The following is a 19,396-nucleotide window of genomic DNA, read 5'->3' as shown; positions in this document are numbered from 1 at the left end:
GCAAGCCGTCGAGCTTGCGATGGAGGAGGCCGGGGCGCTCCCGCCTGACGAAGCCCTCCCTCACCGTCCTGCCGCGATCGCGGACCCGACGAACGCGCAGACCTTCTCGAAGCCCTTCGGCGCGGGGAGCAGCGTGGGGCTCGCCTCTCCCCACTGCGTGATGCCGTTTGGCAGCAGCCTCCGGAGATCATACCGGGCGCCCCGGAACTCGAACTCCTGGCTCCAGATGAGCGACGCCGTGAAGACGTTGAGTGCCAGCAGTCCTTGCTGGGGCTGAGGGCTGGAGAAGGTCGCACCCATGACGACGCTGACCCGGCGGAACCTCGCGATGGGCTCTCCCTCGGAGAAAGAGCTGGGCTGATCAAAGGACGCGCCCGGGTGACGCTTGAGGTACAGGGTGAACTCACCCGTTGTGTCGAGCCCCAGGGAGATGTCCCCGTTGGTCACGGGCTGGGCCGTGAACGGCGCCGACCGGAAGGTGAAGAAGGCGGTCTTCTCGCTGGGCTTGCCATCGAAGAGATCCCCCTCGATCCCCTGGAGATGGAGGAAGTAGCCCAGGTCCTGCGTCGTCTGATCGGCCGCCGTATAAAACCGGCCCGTCACGTACCACGCGACGCTGGCAGTCCTCACAAGCTCCATCATTTCGCCCTCCGGGTGCGGGGTGATCTCTCGGGGCTGATATTAGGACTCCCGCGACCGCGCCATGACAGAACCATGGCAAGTAGGCTCAGGGTCGGCCCGGCCGAGGGCCTCGGCGGAACATGAAGCGCAGCGCCCGGGGCAGGCGCCTTCGCCAGGCCCTCTCGTTGTGATCCGCGCCAGGGTCCGGCCGCCACCACAGCTGGCTCCGGGAGTAGCCCCGCGCTCGGAGCTCCCCGGCGAGGGCTTCGGCGGGCGGCAGCATCCGGCCCTCCGCCTCGCGCCCTCCGCAATCCATGTAGATGCGGCTGAAAGGAGGGCGCTCACGGTGGCGCAGGGACTCGAAGATCGCGAAGTTCCCCACCCAGCAACTGGGTGACAGCGCGAGCGCTCCACCGAAGAGGTGTGGGAACGCGAAGTGGGCGTGGAGTGCCAGCAGTCCGCCCCAGGAGGCTCCGCCCACCACCGCTCCCAGCGCCCCTTCCGGGAGGAGGAAGCGCTCTCGCGTGCGAGGCACCACCGCGTGGGCCACCCAGTCGAGGAAGGCATCGGCGCGTCCGCCTCGGCCCTCGGTGGGCCAGGGCGTCAGCTCGTCCTCCCGCTCGGCCCAGGAAGTACCGCTCGGAATGGCGACCACCAGCGGGGCCACGTTCCAACGTGGGTCCATCCCCTCGATGGCCTCGTGGACGAACCACCCCTGGTCCTGTCCCGGAGGGCCCTCGAAGACGTTCTGCCCATCGAAGAGGAAGAGTGCAGGCGTGGGCACCTGCGGATCGAAGCGGGACGGCACGAAGACGCGCACCTCCCGGCCCGCAAAGCCCGGAGGCTCCATCCAGCCGAGCGACTCGAAGTGGAAGGGTCCTGATGCCATGGAGGGTTAGTAGCGTATCCTGCCGCGCCATGACGACTCCCAGGAAGACGGCGGTGGTGACGGGCGCCAGCCGCGGCATTGGCCGCGCCTTGGCGCTGGCCTTCGTTCAGCAGGGCTATGACGTGTGGGCCCTGGCACGCTCGGCCGAGGCGCTCGAGAAGCTCAAAGCCGAGGCCGGTGACGCCCTGCGCCCCCTGCCGCTCGATGTGACGGATGAGGCGGCGCTCCTGGCCGCCTGCCGCGCCATCCTCCAGGCTGGCGCACCCCACGTGCTCATCAACAACGCGGGCATCTCCGTCTCCGCGCCGCTGGCGAAGACCCGCACCGAGGACCTGGCCCGTGTCATGGCCATCAACGTCACGGCGCCCTACCTCTTCTGCCGCGAGCTCATGCCCGCCATGGCCACCGCCGGCGGCGGCCGCGTCATCAACATCGGCTCCATCGCCTCGGTGCGCGGCGCCGCGTACACATCCGCCTACTGCGCCTCGAAGCACGCCCTGCTGGGCATCACCCGCTCGCTCGCGGTGGAGTTCGCGCGCAAGAACGTGACGGTGAACCAGGTGAACCCCGCCTGGGTGGAGACCGACATGCTTGCCCAGACTGTCTCCACCATCAGCAAGACCTCGGGCCGCACCGAGGTGCAGGCGCGCGAGACGCTCGCGGCCATGAACGCCACGGGCCGCATGATCCAACCCGAGGAAATCGCGGCAACGTGCCTCTTCCTCGCCTCGGACGCGGCGGCGAGCATCACCGGCACGGCGATCGCGCTTAGCGCGGGCGACTTCGGCGGCTGAGCCGCCCTCCACAGTGTCAACTACTTCACTGATCTTCCTCCCGGCGCGGAGCTCGAGGGACTCGCTCGAAACAGGCGAGGAGGCGTTCAGTAGGAGAAGATAGGCCCCAGCAACAACAGGGGGTCTTCACATGTCCAAGCTGTCCTCGGCGCGCGCCATGCGCCTTCGCGGCAAGCGCGCTCACGTCACCCACCGCACGTCCGCCGTCCTCCGCTCCACCCTCCTCCTCTCCCTCCTGGCACTGCCCGCGGCCGCCGGCACCGTGAAGGGCACGATCCCCGTCGCCGATGATCAGGAGGCGCAGCGCACGGTCATCTACATCGAGGAGGTTCCCGAGGGCAGCCTCCCGCCGCCTCCCTCCACGCCCATCAAGCTCTCCCAGCGCGGCGCCCGCTTCTCTCCAGCCGTGATGCCCTTGTTCAAGGGCACCTCCGTGGACTTCACCAACGATGACTGGGTCACCCACAACGTCTTCTCCAAGTCCAAGGTGAAGTCGTTCGACCTGGGGCTCTATGGGAAAGAGCAGTCCAAGGTGCTGAAGTTCGACGAGCAGGGCCGGGTGGACATCTTCTGCACCATCCACCCGCGGATGAGCGCTGTGATTCTCGTGCTCCAGAACCCGTACTTCACCAAGCCCTCGGAGGACGGCAGCTTCACGCTGACGAATGTGCCCGCAGGCGAGTGGAAGCTGCGCGTCTACCGGCCAGGCGATGAGAAGGGACCCGTGACCGTGAAGGTGACCGCCAAGGGTACCGCCGAGGTGAAGCTCTGAGGCGCCGCGCCTAGAGCTTGTAGCGGCGCACCATGGCGCGCACCTCGCCCGAGGCCGCCGAGAGCCGCGAGGCGGCCTGCTCGGTGGCCTGCAGGCGCGTCACCGTCTCCTGCGAGAGCGAGGACAAATCCTTCAGCGCATCGAAGAGCTGGGCAATGCCCACGTCCTGGCGGCTGACCGTCTCGGCGATCTCCCGGACGGCCACGCCGTTCTCGTGCACCAAGCTGGCCAGGGCGCGCAGGCTCTCGCCCGTGGCGCGCACCTGGGACAGGCCGCCCTCCACCTCACGCGCGCCGTTCTCGCTCGTCTCCACCGTGTTGGAGATGGCCACGCGAATGTCCTCGAGGATCTCCTGCACCCGCGCCGTGGCACCCACGGACTGGTCCGCCAGGGTGCGGATCTCCCGGGCCACCACCGCGAAGCCCTTGCCGTGCTCGCCGCTGCGCACCGCCTCGATGGCGGCATTGAGCGCCAGCATGTTGGACTGGTCCGCCAGGTCCTTCACCGTCTGCGTAATGCCGCCGATCTGCAGCGTGCGCTGCTGGAGCTCGTGGCTGGTGAGGGCGATCTGGTCCACCTGATCGCGGATGAAGGTGAGGCCCCCCACGCTGCTCTCGATGGCGCGCTCACCGGCGCGGCCCAGCGAGTCGGCGCGCTCGGCCCCCTTGAGGATCGCCTGCGCGCGCTGGGCGGCCAGCTGCGAGCTGCGCTGCAGCTCCTGCGCCGTCACCTGCGTCTCGTAGAGCGCGGAGGCCTGGCGGGTGGCGGTCCGGTTCTGGGCCGCGGCGTCCGAGGAGAGCTGGGAGCCCGCGTGCTCCAGCTCGGCGGCCGAGGCGTCCAGTACCAAGAGGATCTCTCGCAGCTGGTCCATCATCCGCCCGAACGAAGTGGCCAGCTCGCCAATCTCGTCCTGCGAGTTCACCTCCAGCGTCCCTCGGAAGTCCCCCTCGGCCACCACGCGCGCGGTGGCGGCGGTGAGCTGCCGCAGCGGCCCCGTCACCCGCCGGACGATGAGGAAGCCCAGCAGCCCGGCCCCGAGCGCGGCCCCGGCGCCCAGCTCCATGAGCGACAGCAGCGTGGCGCGGTAGCGGGCCAGCTCCTCGTCCGCGCTGCGCGTGAGCACCAGCCGCAGGCCCTCGCCCATCTCCATCTGCGTCACCAGGATGCGCGAGCCCCCCCGCTCCAGGAAGTGCGGTGAGTCCCCCACTTCGGGCAGGGCCTTGAGCACCTCTTCCGCGCTGGCCGAGTGCAGGCTGTTGGCGCTCACCCCGTCATCCAACAGCAGCAGGGCCTCCGCGCCGCCCTGCTCCCGCAAGCGCCTGAGCAGGTTCTCCCCCACCTGGACCCCAAGGACGAGGTACCCGACGGTGCGCCCGTTGGCCTCGACGGCCTGGATGACGCTCCAGTAGGGGACCTGCTCGACCACGAGCGGCCCGGGCTGCTTGCGGTCGAGCAGCGCGGACACGTCTCCGGGAGGCGTGCCCGAGAGGCTGCCCGCGCGGACCTTGCCTTTCGGCCCGGTGAGCAGCAACAGGTCCACGCCAATCAGCCCGCGCTGCTCCGCGGCGATGCCCTCCAGCGTCTCGCGATCCATGCCCTCGCTGGCGAGCACTGCGCGCAGCGCGGGGCCATTGACGGCGCCGTGGGCCGCGACCGAGAGCACCCGCCCCTCCTGCTCCAGGAGGGTGCGCCAGCTGGAGATGTCCCCCTCCAGGCTGCGGCTGAGGCGCTCTTCCACGCTCGTCCGCAGGGAGATGGCCACGAGCGCCACGCTCCCAAAGGTGAGGAGAAGGACCAAGAGCAGGAAGGCCGCGGTGACCCTGGCGGCGAGGCTGAGCTTCATCTTCTAGTGGGGGGCAGAGCAGAGGGGCTGCAAGATAAAAACCAGCGTAAACCGAAAAGGCTGCGCGGTGGTGAGAAGGATGGCCGTGACAGGACTATCAGAGGGGTAGGAGCCTCTGTAGGCAACGGTGCCCGTGCTTCCGGGCGGCTGATTCCCTGCCCCCTGGGCACCGGGTTTCAGAGCGAATTGACGGAGGATACACAGGCGGACAAGCCTCTCGGCCCCCGCTTCAGGAGACCCCATGACGGTTCCGACTCGCGAGGTGCTGCTCCAACAGCTGAACTCCCTCTCTTATGGGGCCCGCATGGCGCGCGTCGCGGCGCTCGGGAAGGAGGCGCGAAGCACGGCCGCGCTCACGCAACTGATGGACGAGCTGCTCTCGGGCGATGCGTACGAGGCGGGCCTCGCGCTCCAGCTGGCGCGCACCATCCGGGACGAGGCGCCCCTGCTGCGGGGCCTCACCCACCCCTCCTCGCAGATCCGCACCCTGGCCGCCTCGCTCGCAGGGCCGTGCATCCGGGATGACGCCTCGCTGGAGCGGCTCCTGCCCGAGCTGGCGCCCTCGGTACGCCGCCGCGTGCTCAAGGGCGTGGCGCTGGCCCGGAGGGGTGCGCTGGCGCTCCGGCTCCTCCCCCAGATCCTCTCCCGCCATGGCTCTGCCGAGGCCACCCTGCTCTTCCCCGCCTTGGATGAGGCCTCCGTGCGGCGCCTGCTGCCGGAGCTGGGCCACGAGCTGAAGAGCTGGCACAGCCTGACGTGGCGCTACCCGGATGCGGTGCTCGGCTACCTCCAGTCCCGCTTCGCCGCCGCGCCGGAGCGTGAGCGCGCCCTGCTCTTCTTCCGGTACTACGAGCCGCTGGCGGAGCTCACCTGCCTGCGCAGCGCGGAGGTGCTCGCCCTCGCGCGCGACTTCGCGCCCCTGGACGTGATGCCTTCACCCCTGCTGGCTGGAATCCGCTGCCTCACCCGGCGGCATCCAGACCAGATCTTCGAGTTGCTGACGCGGCCCTCGATGCGCGGCTGGCTGCGGAACCAGGGACTTCCCTCGGGGATGCTGGTGGAGGCCGACGCCTTCTCACCGGAGCAGCAGCGCACCCTGGCCCGGCTCCTCGGGGAGATTCCGCCGAACCTGGCCGCCTTCCTGGAAGCGCTGCCTCCCTCGCGGCGCGCGGAGCTCTTCACCCACGCGTTCGAGGGCATCCCCGCGCGCGAGCTGCCGGACGCACTGCTCGCGGTGCTACCCCATGCGCTGCGGGACGCGGAGGCGGAGCGGCGGCTCTCGTTCCGGGAGGTGCGGGAGGATCGCGACCGGCTGCTGGCCACCCAGGCCCTGCGCCTCATCGAGCACGCGCGAGAGCCCCTGGCCAAGGCCGCCTTCGCCGCCAAGGCCGAGGACCGGGCCCAGGCGCTCGCCTACCTCGTGCGCGCCACCGGGCTGTCCCGGCGAGGCATGACGGAGACGCTGACCCACCTCAAGCGCCTGCGCAACGAGCAGGACCCCGTGCGCATGGCGGCACTCAGCGCGCTGGCGGAGGTGCCACTCTCCAGCTTCACCGACGAGCACATCCCCTCTCTCACGGAGCTGGTGGGCTTCGTCGTGGAGGCGCGGGATTCCTCCCCCACCACCCGAGCCGCGCTCCAGCGGCTGGCCTTCCGGCTGATGCAGGGCCACGCCCACGAGCCCCAGGGCCCGCTGTTCCAGTTCGCACTGGAGACGCTCAAGCGCCTGGCGGGCCAGAGCGGCAGCCTGTCGCTTCCATCGCTGGAGCGGGATCTGCCGCGAGGTGCCGAGCACCGCATCGTGGCGACGCTGCTGCCCATGATCCGCGCCGCCGCGGAGCGCGACAGCCACCACCTGCTGCTCGCGCTGGCCCAGGCGCTCGGCCGCAGGGCGTGGAACGTGGACATGCTGCAGGCGCTGCTCGAGCCCGCGACGGAGGCCTCTCCCGAGGGACTCGCGCGGACGGCCATCACGCTGTGGCTCGCGCCGCCGCGCACGCGAGAGCTGCGGGTGCGCAAGCTCCTGGACCGCGATGAGACAACCGTGACGATTCCGCGGGTCTTCGAGCACCTCCACCGGCGCCGGCAGGACTGGCTGGACCCGTTCCTCCAAGGCCGGCGGCTGCGAGGGCGCTTCCTCACGGGCAACGCGGGCTGGGTACCCCCGGCCCAGGACGGCTTCCACCGGTGGCTGCCCCGGCAGCAGCAGCAGCTCGCCGGGCTGCTGGTGCGCATCGCCGGGGATGGACAGCGCAGCGCGTGGGAGCGGATGTCCGCGCTCCGCACCCTGCCGCGGATGCCCGTGGTGACGGTGGACACCTTCACCCCGTTCCTCCAGTCGCAGGACGTGCCCACCGTGGAGGCGGCGCTCGGCGCGCTGGCATGGCTGGACCGGCCGGAGACGGCACTGCCCCTCCTGCTGGAGAACCTCGACGGGGACCGCGCCCGGGTGGCCATGTACGCGGTGCCGCGGGTGGCGAGACTGGTCAGCGGCGAGACGCTCTCGTCCACGCTGGCGGAGCTGTTCCAGCGCGAGAAGCTCAAGGTCACCGTGCAGAAGGAGGCGGTGCGGCTGCTGGGGATGTTCCGCTCGGCGCGCAGCCTTGCGCTGCTCCGCCAGCAGTTCGATCGCCCGCAGCTCCACCGGGACGTGCGCATCGCCGTGGGCCACGCGGCGCGGCAGCTGCTGGACTCGGAGGAGGCGTGGGCGCTGCTCGACGCCATGGCGCGCAGTGAGGACACCTATGTGGCCGCGAGCCTGCTGGACCAGCGCCCCCTGGAGCTGCGGTCCGAGGTACGCCCGCGCTACGCGGCACTCGTTCTCCAGGTGGCCCGGCATCCGGACCTGAGCGTCCGGCGCCGGGCGTGGCTCGCACTCTCGGCCTGGTCCCCCGGTTCCGAGGAGCAGGTGGCGAGCGCAGCCTCGGAGCGCATCCTGGATCTCACGGGAGGCGCCGAGTGGAGCGAGGCCACACGGGCGTTGGTCGAGTCCGTCCAGGATGGGCTCGCGGTGGAGCGAGTGGTGGCGACGGCCTCGGCGCTCGTCATGCTGCCGACCCCCGAGGCGCAGAACGCCACGGCCGAGCGGGACCAGCCCGCACGTCAGCGCCTCAAGCACCTGTGCGCGACGCTCGTGAACTTCCCCCGCTCGGTGCGCCTGCGGCTGCGGGCCCGGCTTCACGAGGTGGCGCGAGTCATTGCCACGGACGCGTCGCTCTGGCCGGAGAGCGCGGGCCTCCGCCTGAGTGCCCTGGAGTGGAAGGACGCGGAGACCGTGGCCACCGCGCTCCAAGCGCTCGCGCAGGAGTCCCAGGAAGAGCCGCTCTTCGCCCCTGCACTGGCCAGCGAGGTCGCTACGGCGGTGAGCCACCCCAGCGCCGAGTGGGAGCCCGAGACGCTGCTGGAGATCTCGGATCGGCTGGAGAAAGAGGCGCCGCTCGTCTCCATCGAGCTGGTGCGAGCGGCGGGAGAGCGCCTGCACTGGCGAGAGGATGCCGCCAAGCGCCTGCGCACCCTTCGAGAGCACCCGCGTCCGGCCATCCGGGCGGTGGCCCGGGCCATCACCACCGCCCAGGAGTGACAGACCCGAGCCGGTCAGTCCATGTGCTCGATGCGGCCGTCCGCGTGCTTGGCGAACCGGCCCTGGCCCTTCGGGTGGACTGGGCCATGGCTCGGCCAATGCCAGCCCCCGAACTCCGTGCGCCGGTAGTCCATGAAGGCCTGCTGGAGCTCCGCCTGCGTGTTCATCACGAAGGGGCCGTACTGCGCCACGCGCTCACCAATGGGCCGGCCCTGCAGCAGGAGCAGCTCGCTCTCGGCCGGGCCGTTCACCAGCTCCACGTCCAGTTCGGGGCGCAGCGCCACCATCCGGGAGACGGGAACCGTCTGGCCCGCCACCTGGAGCGAGCTCCCGCTGAAGAAGTACAGTCGGCGGTTCGCACCCTGCATGGCGCGTGGCAGCGTCCACCGCGCCTCGGGCGCCATCTTGATCGTCCAGATGGCCACGTCCGAGTCCGGGCGTGAGGCCCACGACTTCGGAGGCGGAGGCGGCGCCTTCAGCCCCGCCACCTGGCCCGCCACCACCGTCACTTCCGTGGTCCGGCCCGCCGCGTCCTTCGCGACGTGCCGGGGGATGTGCTGGTTCCACAGCATGGAGAAGTGGGGCTCGGCGAGCTTGTCCACGCTCGGCAGGTTGAGCCAGATCTGGAACAGCTCCAGCGGGTTGGGTGCGTCCGGGTTCACCAGGGGGAACATCTCCGAGTGGACGATGCCCTTGCCCGCCGTCAGCCACTGGGCATCCCCATGGCCGAAGCGCGCCGTGGCGCCCAGCGAGTCCGAGTGATCGATGAAGCCCCGGCGAACGATGGTCACCGTCTCGAAGCCTCGGTGCGGGTGGCTCGGGAAGCCGGGCACCACGTCGCCGTGGTACATGCGCCAGCCGTCCTTGCCCTCGAAGTCCTGTCCCATGTTCCGGCCCACAAGTGACGCCGCGGGGCCCAGCTGCTCGTTCCCCTTCGGGTACGCGTCATCGTGGTGGACACAGAACAGGAAGGGATCGGGCGTCTCCCACGGCATCCCCGCCAACGGCTTCACACTCAGCACGGCCTCGTCGCTCACAAGCACCTCACTCCCACTGTGTGCCATAGGATGTAGCGACCAGGCTCGAACAATGCAGCAGCCCCCTGTCCCCAGGCTGAGACAGGGGGAGTGCGCGTCTCCATTCCCACCGGCGTCGCACGAGGCGTAACTCCTTGAAATCCTGACAGCTTCAGCCGGCCCCGGGGCCCGGCCCGCTCACCCCGGCAAGGAGCGAGCCGGACCCCTCTCAGAAGCTCGCATCGAGCTGGAGACGGGCCTGGTGGCGCGGCTCCACGCCGCTGGAGCCGAAGATGTAGAAGTAGTCGCCCTGCACCTTGAAGGCGTGGCCATTCAGATAGAGGTTGAGGCCGCCTCCGAGCTGCTTGCCCTGGGTCCGCACGAGCTGCACCAGCGCCGGATCCGTGGGCCCACGGGAGAAGAGCTTGTCCCAGCGCGCCGTCACCTCGAGCTCCGAGTTCACCAGATACCCGGCCTGGACGAAGTAGCCATGGCCCGAGCGCGTGGGCTCTCGGGTGACGGTGCCATTGACGGTCCTCTCGAGCACGTCCGTGTTGGCCTTGCGCCACAGGCCCTCGGCCAGCAGCGAGAAGCCGCGGTACTTGAACACCGCATCCGCCGCGAGGTGTGTGTAGTTCGCGGTGCCCGCGGTGAAGGCCGTGCCGATGGTGCTCTGAGCGCGCGAAGTCCTGTAGTTGTAGGCGCCCGCGACGCCCACGGCGAGCCGGGGCTTGTCCGCGCGGGTCAGGTCCGACTCCTGATCGTCATCCAGGGCGCCGAAGGGCCGCACCGTGAGCCGGAGCACGGTGAGGGGTCCGGCCGAGTACGCCGTGAAGCGGTTCCGCCCATCTCCTCCACCGAGGAAGAACTGGTAGCTCAGCAGATCCGAGAGGCCGAAGAGGTTGGAGGACGAGATCATCACCCCCACGTCGCGGTCGAGGTTCAGCTCGCGCACCGCGATCTGCCTGTCCACGAACTGCAGCGCGAACTCGCGGATGGTGCGGGCGCGATCGAAGGGCACGAAGAACTGCCCGACGCGGATGTTCAGGTCACGGAAGCGGGTGTAGTCCACGTAGGCATCGAAGATGGGCGAGCTGCTGCCCGTGTCGAAGTCGTTGCCACCGAAGGCCAACTGGATGGTGTATTTGATGTCCGGCGACAGGACATTGCCCGCCACATTGAGACGGATCGTCCGGACCTGGGTCTCGCTGGTGTCGCTGTCTCCGAAGTGGACGTACGTGCTGCGCAGCTGGAGCCGCGCTCGGATTCCGAAGGAGTAGCGGCCATCCGCCGCCTTCACCACGACGCCCTTCCCGGGCTCTGCGGTGATGCTGGGGGGAGCTTTGTCCTTCTCCTTCTCCGCTGCGGGCTTCTCCGGCGGAGCGCTCAGAGCGGGCGGAGCGGGAGCGGGCTGTGCGGCAACAGGCTCCGCAGGCACGGGCTGATCCGCTGCGGGCTGGGGCGGAGGCGTGCTCGTGGAGTCAGTGGGAGTCTGGGCCTGGGCAACGTTTCCGAGACCGAGCCACAGCAGGAAAAGGACGGGGATGGCGCGCGAAGCGCCCGGGGGGATGGAAGAGGACATGGGGGAGAGTTTTCCGAGCGCTGAGCGCTCGCTGCGACGCATGGGCTTCCCAAGGCACCGGCACAGGCGGTGTGGCCGGCCGATTCACCACAGGTATTGGGAAGAGCAACAACAGCGGCGGCAGGCCTTCATCATTTGAACGCATCCACTATCACGGACGCCTCACTCTGTTTCCAACATAACGGATATCCCTTGGGACAACCAAGCGAAAAGCGTCCGTTATAGCGGATGACCTCTAAAACACCGCCTTGGCTGGGCTCCTGAAGGGAGCGTGCTCTTGGAGCAAGGATCCCCGCTCCCTGGCCGCGCGGGCTGCTACGTTCCGCCGCCAAATCGCACCAATCCATACCCTCAGGACAGTAGAGTGACCGCATGAGCAAGTCGCCAGCTGACCTCATCCCCGCCCCCGAGGCGCGGCGTGTGGCCCCGAACTTCATCACCGAGATCATCGACGCGGACCTCAAGTCCGGAAAGCACACCCGGGTCGTCACGCGCTTCCCTCCGGAGCCCAACGGCTACGCGCACCTGGGGCATGCCTTCGCCAGCTACCTGGATTTCATGACCGCGCAGGACTACGGCGGCGTCTGCCACCTGCGCATGGATGACACCAACCCCGAGGGCGAGACGCAGGAGTACGCCGACAGCATCATCCGCGACATGAAGTGGGTGGGCTGGGACACGCGCCACCTGTTCTACGCCTCGGACTACTACGAGCAGCTCTACCAGTACGCGGAGCAGCTCATCCAGAAGGGCCTGGCGTACGTGGAGAGCGTCAGCGCCGAGGAGATGGCGCGCCTGCGCGGCACGGCCGAGAAGCCCGGCACGCCCAGCCCGTACCGCAACCGCGGCGTCGAGGAGAACCTGGAGCTGTTCCGGCAGATGCGCGCGGGCAAGTTCAAGAACGGCGAGCACGCGCTGCGCGCGAAGATCGACCTGGCCCATCCGAACTTCAAGCTGCGCGACCCGGTGCTCTACCGCATCGTCCACGTGCCGCACTACCGCACTGGGGACAAGTGGTGCATCTACCCGATGTACGACTTCGCCCATCCGATCAGCGACGCCATCGAGGGCATCACGCACAGCATGTGCAGCCTCGAGTTCATCGACAATCGCGCCATCTACGACTGGCTGATGGACCACCTCTTCTCCGCCCAGGAGAAGGGCCGCGAGCCACCTCGCCAGTACGAGTTCGGCCGGCGCAGCATGGAGTACACGGTCGTCAGCAAGCGCAAGCTGCGGCGGCTGGTGAAGGAGGGCGTGGTGCGCGGCTGGGATGACCCGCGCATGCCCACCATCAGCGCGATGCGCCGCCGGGGCATCACCCCCGAGTCCGTGCGTGCCTTCGCGTCGCAGATCGGCGTGAGCCGCACCAACCGCACCGTGGACCTGGCGATCTTCGAGAATGCCGTCCGCGAGGATCTGAGCAACCGCACTCCTCGCGTGATGGCCGTGACGCGCCCGCTGAAGGTCGTCATCCAGAACCTGGATGCGGAGCGCACGCTGAGCCTGCCGTACTGGCCGCAGGAGGCCACGGGCCCCAGCGCCGACGGCAAGGTGCTCGTTCCTTCTGGCGAGCGCGTGGCGACCGAGAAGGCCGTGCGCGACGTGCCGCTGACGCGGGAGATCGTCATCGAGCACGACGACTTCAGCGAGAACCCGCCGAAGGGCTTCAAGCGGCTCACGCCCGGCGGAACGGTGCGCCTGCGGAGCGCGGGCATCATCCGCTGCGATGAGGTCATCAAGGGCCCGAACGGAGAGCCCACGGAGCTGCGCGCCACGTGGCTTGGCGAGGAAGGCAAGGCCAGCGGCGTCATCCACTGGGTGAGCGCCACGCGCGGCGTGAAGGCGGAGTTCCGCCTGGTCGACCGCCTCTTCACGGTGCCGAACCCCGACGCCGAGGCCGCGCAGTTCGAGCCCGAGCAGCCCGGCCACGAGGACGAGGCGCAGCCGCTCAACACGGACTTCATGAGCTTCGTGAACCCGAACAGCCTCGTGGTGACGCACGGGCTGGTGGAGCCGAGCGTCACGAAGGATCCGGCCGACGCCCGCTACCAGTTCGAGCGCACCGGCTACTTCTGGCGAGACCCGGTGGACAGCAGCGACACCGCGCTGGTGTTCAACCGGATCATCACGCTGAAGGACACCTGGGCCAAGAAGGCCGAGACGGCAGAGCCCACCAAGGCGGAGTCCAAGCCGAAGCCCGAGAGGAAGGCGGACACGGCGGCGTCCTCGGCTCCGGCACCGGCCCGCGCGGCGCTCGACAGCGCACAGGAAGCCGTGTTCTCGCGCCTGCGCACGCAGGGCGTCAGCGAGAATGAGGCGAACCTGCTCGCACGCGATCCGCAGCTCGCCTCGTACCTGGAGGGAGCTGAGGGCAAGCAGGTGGCGGCGCTGGCGTCATGGGTCGTGAACGATCTGGCCGCCTCCATCCACGCGGGCACCCACCGCGTGGGCGTGAAGGAATTGACGGCGCTCGTCGCGCTGGTGACCGAGGGCAGTATCAGCTCCCGCATCGCCAAGGACGTGCTCGCGGAGGCGCAGACGTCCGGCGAGGCGCCTGCGGCCATCGTCGAGCGCAAGGGGTTGCGTGTCGTCAGCGATGAGAAGCAGCTGCGCGCCGCCATCCAGGGCGTGCTGGACGCCAACCCCGCCAAGGTCGCCGAGTACCGGGGCGGCAAGAAGGGCCTCACCGGGTTCTTCACGGGCCAGGTCATGAAGGCCACCAACGGCCAGGCGGATCCGAAGGCCGTCGCGAAGCTGCTGAACGAGATGCTCGGGTAGCCTCGGATAGACAACGCACCGCCAGGCCGGCCCACCGCTCACTGCGGACTTACTCGCGCCCAGCCTGCGTGGATGTGCTGAGCAGGAGCAACACGTGGGCGCTGGCGATGGGCCTCGCCCTGTCCTCCTGCCAGGCCTCGACTCGCACCGTGGCCACGCGGCGCCCGTGCCGGACAATGCGGGCCTGGGCGTACGTGTCCTGCAGCTTGCCGCTGCGCAGGAAATCCACCGTCACGCTGATCACCTTGGGCACGTGCTCCGTGGCCGGCTGGCGCAGCAGCTCGAAGATGGCGGCGGACTCCATCAGGGCCCCCACCGTGCCACCGTGCAGCGCACGGTGGCCGAGGATTCTCGGCGAGTACTCCATCCGGCAGAGGACCTCGCCACCCTGGGGCTCGATGTGCAGCCCCAGGAAGCGCGCGTACGGGATGGCCTCGGTGAGGCGGCGGTAATCGCCACTCTGGCGGACCTCGCGCAGCAGCTCGGCCAGGCGGATGGGCGGGCGGGGCTCCATGGCTCAGTCTTCCCGGATGATGAAGGTGCCCTGAGCGGAGGCCACGGCATCGTCCGGCTCTCCGTCATGCGCGAGCGCCCGGACGAAGGCCACCGAGCGCGTCACCTTGTAGCACTCGGCGCGCGCGAGGATGTCCTTCCCGGGACGGGCTGGCCGCAGGTAATCGATGCGCAGATCCAGCGTGGCGATGAGCGCCAGTCGCCGCAGCTTGAGGAACACCGAGGTGCCGCAAGCCACATCGAGCAGCGCCATCACGGCCCCGCCGTGCAGCACGCCCGTCTCGGGGTTGCCCACCAGGAAGTCCTGATACGGCAGCCGCACGGAGGCCTCTCCCGGCCCCACGTCCACCAGCTGCATGCCCAGGACCTGGTTGTGGGGAACCGCGTCGCCAAACAGGGGACCCAGCATCTCCATCAAGGCCTGCTTGTCCTGAGGGAATGCCTCGTCGCTCATGAGGGCCACACGTCCAGGGGAGACGAAGTCCAGTTGAAACGATGGAGTCATACCAGGGTGCGCGCCAACATCAGCAGCGCGACGCTGTTGATGGTGACGTGCAGGAGCATAGGCGCGCGCAGCCCGCCGCTGGCCAGCCTCGCCCACCCCAGCAGCAGCCCCAGAAAGAAGATCCACCCGGCGAACACGCCATAGAAGAGGTGGAGCGACGCGAAGACCGCCGCGCTCACCACCAGCGTCGCCACCCTCCCCATCCACCCGCTCAGCCAGGGCAGGAGCACCCCTCGGAACAGCAGCTCCTCGCCCACGGGCGCCAAGAGCGCCGAGGGAATGGCCAGCAAGCTCCACCCCAGCGGCCCCAGCGGCCCCTGCCGGGCCATCTCCACCATCGGGTGCTGGTTCTGGTCGGGCAGCGCCCCCAGCACCTGAGACACCCAGCCCACCAACACCATCGCGCGCGCCCCCAGGGTGATCAGCAGCCCCACGCTCGAGAAGTAGACCCAGAGCCACCGTGGCTGCTCCGGCGCCTCGGCTACTGGAGGGGCGCGCCGGGCCAGCACCGCCGCCACGAGCAGCAGCCCCCCCGCACTCACCGCGCCACTGAGCAGCACCACGCCCCGGGAGGGCCCTCCGAGCAGCGCGGAGAGCCCCCGGGAGGCCACCCATGTGCCGAGCCCCGACACCACGAGCGCCCCCAGCACCAGAAGCGGGCGCGTGTCGGCGCCACGGCGGCGGCCCAGCCCCCACAACCCGAGCAGCGCCCCTACCGGCAGCACCAGCCCGAGCACACCCTTCCACGTGTCCCGGGTGAGCACGGGCACGCCTCGGGGCTGAGGCTCGAACAGGCCTCGCGGCAGCGGAGGCAGTTCGGAAGCCTCCACAGGCACCACGCGCACCTCCCGCCGGGCCCCACCGCTCTCCACCTCCAGCCGCACCGCCGCACCGGACTGCAACGACTGGATCCGCTCACTCAGGTGCTGGCTGCTCGAGAGGGGCTGTTCCTCGGCTCGCAGCACCACCTCGCCGGCCTTCAGGCCCGCTGCCGCCGCAGGCCCGCGCGGATCCACCTCCGCGAGCCGAAGCCCTGGCCCGGAGGAGTCCGGATCCACCGTGACGCCCAGCACCCGGGGCGCCGCGAGCACCTTTGGGGAGCGGGCCCGCTCCTTCCAGTTCCCCCCAGACAGGCTGAGGCTGGCCGCCGCCACCAGCACGTCCAGGATGGCCAGCGCCACGAGCCTCCGGTACCAGCGCTGATAAGACGGGCTCGCCGCCTCCCGCCGCCCGAGCAGCGTCAGCCCCAGCACTACGGGCAGACCCAAGACAGGCACGATTCCCGCCACCAGTGCCCAGAGGAAGAACTGCCGAATGCGTTCCTCGGAGTCACGCTGCGGCGAGGGAGGCGCGGGCGGCTGTTCCGAGGGAAGAAGCACGGTCATGAGGGGCCGCTTGCACCATCGTCCGGGCCCCTCGGGCCCGCAAGGAACATGTCTCTCGCTCGGGGCCTGTGCTTGCCTGCCTGCCCTCCGGGGTCACGAGCGCCCCAGTCCGCCCGACTTTGGCTGGCCGTCCGCTTCAGGTTTGGCCGTTTTCGGGTAATCCTCTGCGCCGCGTGCGTTTCCTGTCCTGTATTCCCCTGTTGCTGTGCGCTGCGTGTACCGCGCACGTCGTCTCCCCCTCCGTCCCGCCGGCGAGCCCCTCGCACGCCGAAACGGCGGCGGTGCCACCGTCTCAGCCGCTGGCATCCTCGGCCGCCATGCCGGGGGCTGCCACCGAGGCGGTGAGCGCTCCCACGGCTTCGACGGCCGTGGCGGAGTCCCCCGAGGCGGCTCCCGAGGGCGAAGACGCCGCCGAGGGCGAGGCGGATGACGACTCTGACTCGGCCGAGGTCGCTGGGTTTGAATCCACCGAGTCGGATGAGTCCGAGGGCCCCGAGGCCTCTCCCGGCAGCCCCGAGGTGCAGTACACCACCGACATCTCCGACACCGAGCTGGAGCGGCGGTGGAAGGAGGAGCCGGCCACCCTGGGCTCGGTGTCCGTGGGCTTCGTGCACAGCGGCCGCATGGTCAACGCCCTCCGCTTCCCGGACAGCAAGGACTGGACCGTCGTCTCCCCCGAGAAGGCGTGGACCACCCAGGAGACCGTCGACTACCTCACCCAGGTCATCCGCGAGCTCCGGGCGCGCTACCCCGATGCCCCCCTGCTCCGCGTCAACCAGATCAGCGCCAAGGATGGCGGCTACATCCGGCCCCACAAGAGCCACCAGAACGGCCGGGATGTGGACCTGGGCTTCTACTACCCGAACGGCAACGTGGTGCGCACCCGCGCCCGCGAGAACTCCATCGACCTGGTGATGAACTGGGCCCTCATCCGCGCCCTGGTGACCCACGCGGACGTGCAGCTCATCCTCGTGGACCGCCGTGTCCAGAAGGTCCTCTATGATCACGCGCTGAAGATCGGCGAGGACAAGGCGTGGCTGGACTCGCTGTTCCACGCGGGCGAGCAGTCCATCATCAAGCACGCGCGTGGCCACCGCGACCACTTCCACGTGCGCTTCTACAACCCGCGCGCCCAGGAGCTGGGGCGCCGCCTCGCCCCGCTGCTCGCGCTGCAGCCGGAGCACAACATCGCCATGCACCGGGTGCGCTCGGGCGACACGCTGGGCGCCATCGCCATCAAGTACAACTCCACGGTGCAGGGGCTCCGCAACGCGAACCGCATCCGCGGCTCCATGCTGCACATCGGCCAGGTGCTCTCGGTGCCGCTCCGAGGCCCCTGCACGCGCTGCCCCGTCCCGCCCCCCGTGGTGGTGCCGCCCCGCCGCCTGCCCGTGGACGCGATGATCCAGGCCCAGGCCCAGAGCCAAGCCGTCCCCGCGCCCGCCCCCGAGACGGGGGCCGAGCCCGCCCTGAAGGCCGAAGCGCCGCCCGAGGTAAAGGCCGCCGGTGAGGAGAAGCCCGCGCCGGAGGCCACGGCCTCGGACGCCCCGGGGACCTGAGAGCGTCTCCCAGCCAACGGCGCTGCCCCACCTCGCCCCGCCTGGGTGTAGAGTCGAGCCGCTCTAGCCCGGGGAATGATGGATGACGCCCTCTGCCGAGGATCGCTTCAACACCGAGATCATCAAGCTGCTGCTCCAGGTCGCCTGGAGTGACCGTCAGCTCACACACGCCGAGCATCTCGTCATCTTCGGCCTAGGCCGCAGCTGGAACGTGCCCGAGGCGGATCTCCAGTCGCTCCTGGGCGCGCTCAAGGCCGGAGGTCCCCTGCCCGAGCCGGACCTGGCCATCCTGCGCACCCGCCCCGATGACGTGCTGGAGGCCGCCCGAGCCCTGGCCGTCTCCGATGGCTCCTTCGCCGACTCAGAGAAGGCCTTGATCGACCGCATCAAGGGCATGCTGTCCATCCCGTAGGCCGTCCGCGCCACACGGGGGCAACGGTACAATGTCCCCATGAACCCTCGCCGAGCCGGCCACGAGGTGGCGTGGACCTTTCTGACCAATCACGCCCTCGTGCTGCTGTGCCTGGCCCGGAATCCGGAGGCGCGCATGCGCGATGTGGCCTCCAGCGTGGGCATCACCGAGCGCGCGGTGCAGAAGATCGTCGCGGACCTCGAGGAGGCTGGCTACCTCACCCGCTCCCGTGATGGGCGGCGCAACCGTTACGCGCTCCATCCGAACACGCCCCTGCGCCACCCGCTCGAGTGTCATAAGAACGCGGACTCGCTGCTGGCACTGGTGCTCGAGCCCTCGAAATAGCCGCGAGCCCCTCTTCTGCGCGGAGTTCTAGATCAGCCCGGTGAGCGACGGCGGGCTGGAGACGCGCACCACCACGGCAGTGATGTTGTCGCGGCCGCCCGCGTCGTAGGCGCCGGTCACGAGCACATCACAGGCATCCTGCACGGAGGCCTTGGAGAGGCCCTCGATGATGCGCTCCGGCTCGAGCGGCTCGTAGAGGCCGTCCGAGCACAGCAGGAACACATCTCCCGGCTGCAGCTCCACCCGCTGCACGGTGGGCTCGGCCCGCTCGGTGCCCAGGGCTCGGGTGATGATGTGGCCAAAGGCGCTCTGCCCTCGCGGAGGCGGCTCCAGGCCGGCGGCGCGCAGCTCCTCGGTGACGGAGTGGTCCTTGGTGAGCGCCTCGATCTGGCCGGCGCGCAGCCGGTACAGGCGGCTGTCGCCCACATGCGCCACGGCAGCCACCTTGTCGCTCACCAGCAGTGACACGACGGTGGAGCCCATGTCGCGCAGGTAGCCCACCCGGCGCGTCTGCAGCGCGCGCTGCGCCATGGCCGTGCAGGCCAGCAGCAGGTTCTCCTCGCGGCTCTTCTGAGGGTTCAGCGGGTCCGGCCAGGTGGAGTTGGAGTCGCGCAGCATGCGCTCGCCGAACTCGGTGAAGGCGTCCACCACACAGCGGCTGGCGACCTCACCGCCCGCCTGCCCGCCCAGCCCATCCGCGACGACGAACAGGCCCAGGTCGCCTCGCACCACATAGGCATCTTCGTTGTGGGCCCGTCTGCCGACGTGTGTCTGTCCCGCGCTCTCGATTCGCATCCCG

Annotated in this window: 16 protein-coding genes; 7 read left to right on the top strand and 9 right to left on the bottom strand. The window is 69.7% G+C overall.

The window, feature by feature from the left end; all coding sequences use genetic code 11:
* Positions 1–60: 60 nt before the first annotated feature.
* Both DB31_RS20315 and DB31_RS20310 read right to left on the bottom strand, forming a co-directional pair.
* Positions 61–642 (bottom strand): hypothetical protein, encoded by a 582-nt coding sequence (locus DB31_RS20315; RefSeq protein WP_044190453.1) that lies wholly within the window; start codon positions 640–642, stop codon positions 61–63.
* Between the two features lie 85 nt (positions 643–727).
* Complete coding sequence (locus DB31_RS20310) at positions 728–1,510, bottom strand: alpha/beta hydrolase (RefSeq protein ID WP_044190450.1); 783 nt, start codon at positions 1,508–1,510, stop codon at positions 728–730.
* A 29-nt stretch (positions 1,511–1,539) separates the two neighbouring features.
* Here DB31_RS20310 and DB31_RS20305 point away from each other — a divergent pair, with 29 nt between their 5' ends.
* Positions 1,540–2,304 (top strand): SDR family NAD(P)-dependent oxidoreductase, encoded by a 765-nt coding sequence (locus tag DB31_RS20305; RefSeq protein ID WP_044190449.1) that lies wholly within the window; start codon positions 1,540–1,542, stop codon positions 2,302–2,304.
* Between the two features lie 130 nt (positions 2,305–2,434).
* Entirely contained in the window at positions 2,435–3,076 is a 642-nt protein-coding gene (locus DB31_RS44990; protein WP_052420130.1) for a beta-sandwich domain-containing protein, read from the top strand.
* Positions 3,077–3,086: 10 nt separating this feature from the next.
* Here the strand turns inward: DB31_RS44990 and DB31_RS20295 are convergent, their stop codons facing one another.
* Positions 3,087–4,919, bottom strand: coding sequence for a methyl-accepting chemotaxis protein (locus tag DB31_RS20295; RefSeq protein ID WP_044190447.1), 1,833 nt, complete (start codon positions 4,917–4,919; stop codon positions 3,087–3,089).
* Between the two features lie 241 nt (positions 4,920–5,160).
* On the opposite strand from DB31_RS20295, the gene DB31_RS20290 reads away from it, so the two are divergent.
* Positions 5,161–8,499, top strand: coding sequence for a hypothetical protein (locus DB31_RS20290; protein WP_044190445.1), 3,339 nt, complete (start codon positions 5,161–5,163; stop codon positions 8,497–8,499).
* Positions 8,500–8,513: 14 nt separating this feature from the next.
* Here the strand turns inward: DB31_RS20290 and DB31_RS20285 are convergent, their stop codons facing one another.
* Positions 8,514–9,494 carry a pirin family protein gene (locus DB31_RS20285; protein ID WP_083968551.1) on the bottom strand — a complete coding sequence of 327 codons (981 nt, stop codon included), beginning with the start codon at positions 9,492–9,494 and terminating at the stop codon, positions 8,514–8,516.
* A 250-nt stretch (positions 9,495–9,744) separates the two neighbouring features.
* Positions 9,745–11,097, bottom strand: a complete 1,353-nt coding sequence (locus DB31_RS20280) for a porin (protein WP_044190439.1) — start codon at positions 11,095–11,097, stop codon at positions 9,745–9,747.
* A 372-nt stretch (positions 11,098–11,469) separates the two neighbouring features.
* On the opposite strand from DB31_RS20280, the gene DB31_RS20275 reads away from it, so the two are divergent.
* Positions 11,470–13,878 carry a glutamine--tRNA ligase/YqeY domain fusion protein gene (locus DB31_RS20275; RefSeq protein WP_044190437.1) on the top strand — a complete coding sequence of 803 codons (2,409 nt, stop codon included), beginning with the start codon at positions 11,470–11,472 and terminating at the stop codon, positions 13,876–13,878.
* Between the two features lie 49 nt (positions 13,879–13,927).
* On the opposite strand, the gene DB31_RS20270 is transcribed toward DB31_RS20275, so the two are convergent.
* Genes DB31_RS20270 through DB31_RS20260 form a run of 3 tightly spaced genes read right to left on the bottom strand, consistent with a single transcriptional unit; the run spans position 13,928 to position 16,281 of the window.
* The gene (locus DB31_RS20270; RefSeq protein WP_044190435.1) at positions 13,928–14,392 is read right to left on the bottom strand and encodes a PaaI family thioesterase; all 465 of its coding nucleotides are present in this window, start codon (positions 14,390–14,392) and stop codon (positions 13,928–13,930) included.
* Between the two features lie 3 nt (positions 14,393–14,395).
* Entirely contained in the window at positions 14,396–14,845 is a 450-nt protein-coding gene (locus DB31_RS20265; RefSeq protein WP_044190433.1) for a PaaI family thioesterase, read from the bottom strand.
* 47 nt (positions 14,846–14,892) lie between these two features.
* Complete coding sequence (locus tag DB31_RS20260; protein WP_044190430.1) at positions 14,893–16,281, bottom strand: CPBP family glutamic-type intramembrane protease; 1,389 nt, start codon at positions 16,279–16,281, stop codon at positions 14,893–14,895.
* Positions 16,282–16,562: 281 nt separating this feature from the next.
* Here DB31_RS20260 and DB31_RS20255 point away from each other — a divergent pair, with 281 nt between their 5' ends.
* The 3 genes from DB31_RS20255 (at position 16,563) to DB31_RS20245 (ending at position 18,597) form a co-directional block, all read left to right on the top strand.
* Positions 16,563–17,840 carry a penicillin-insensitive murein endopeptidase gene (locus DB31_RS20255; protein ID WP_052420129.1) on the top strand — a complete coding sequence of 426 codons (1,278 nt, stop codon included), beginning with the start codon at positions 16,563–16,565 and terminating at the stop codon, positions 17,838–17,840.
* Positions 17,841–17,922: 82 nt separating this feature from the next.
* A complete protein-coding gene (locus DB31_RS20250) occupies positions 17,923–18,252 on the top strand; it encodes a tellurite resistance TerB family protein (protein WP_044190427.1) in 330 nt (109 codons plus the stop codon).
* 39 nt (positions 18,253–18,291) lie between these two features.
* Positions 18,292–18,597, top strand: coding sequence for a helix-turn-helix transcriptional regulator (locus DB31_RS20245; protein ID WP_044190424.1), 306 nt, complete (start codon positions 18,292–18,294; stop codon positions 18,595–18,597).
* A 27-nt stretch (positions 18,598–18,624) separates the two neighbouring features.
* On the opposite strand, the gene DB31_RS20240 is transcribed toward DB31_RS20245, so the two are convergent.
* Positions 18,625–19,392, bottom strand: coding sequence for a PP2C family protein-serine/threonine phosphatase (locus tag DB31_RS20240; protein ID WP_044190421.1), 768 nt, complete (start codon positions 19,390–19,392; stop codon positions 18,625–18,627).
* Between the last annotated feature and the right edge of the window lie 4 nt (positions 19,393–19,396).

Origin of the sequence: Hyalangium minutum, from assembly GCF_000737315.1 — a bacterium.
In the GTDB taxonomy this organism is placed as follows: domain Bacteria; phylum Myxococcota; class Myxococcia; order Myxococcales; family Myxococcaceae; genus Hyalangium; species Hyalangium minutum.
The sequence above is the reverse complement of the archived record's forward strand: the minus strand, read 5'-3'. Positions and strand labels throughout refer to the sequence as shown.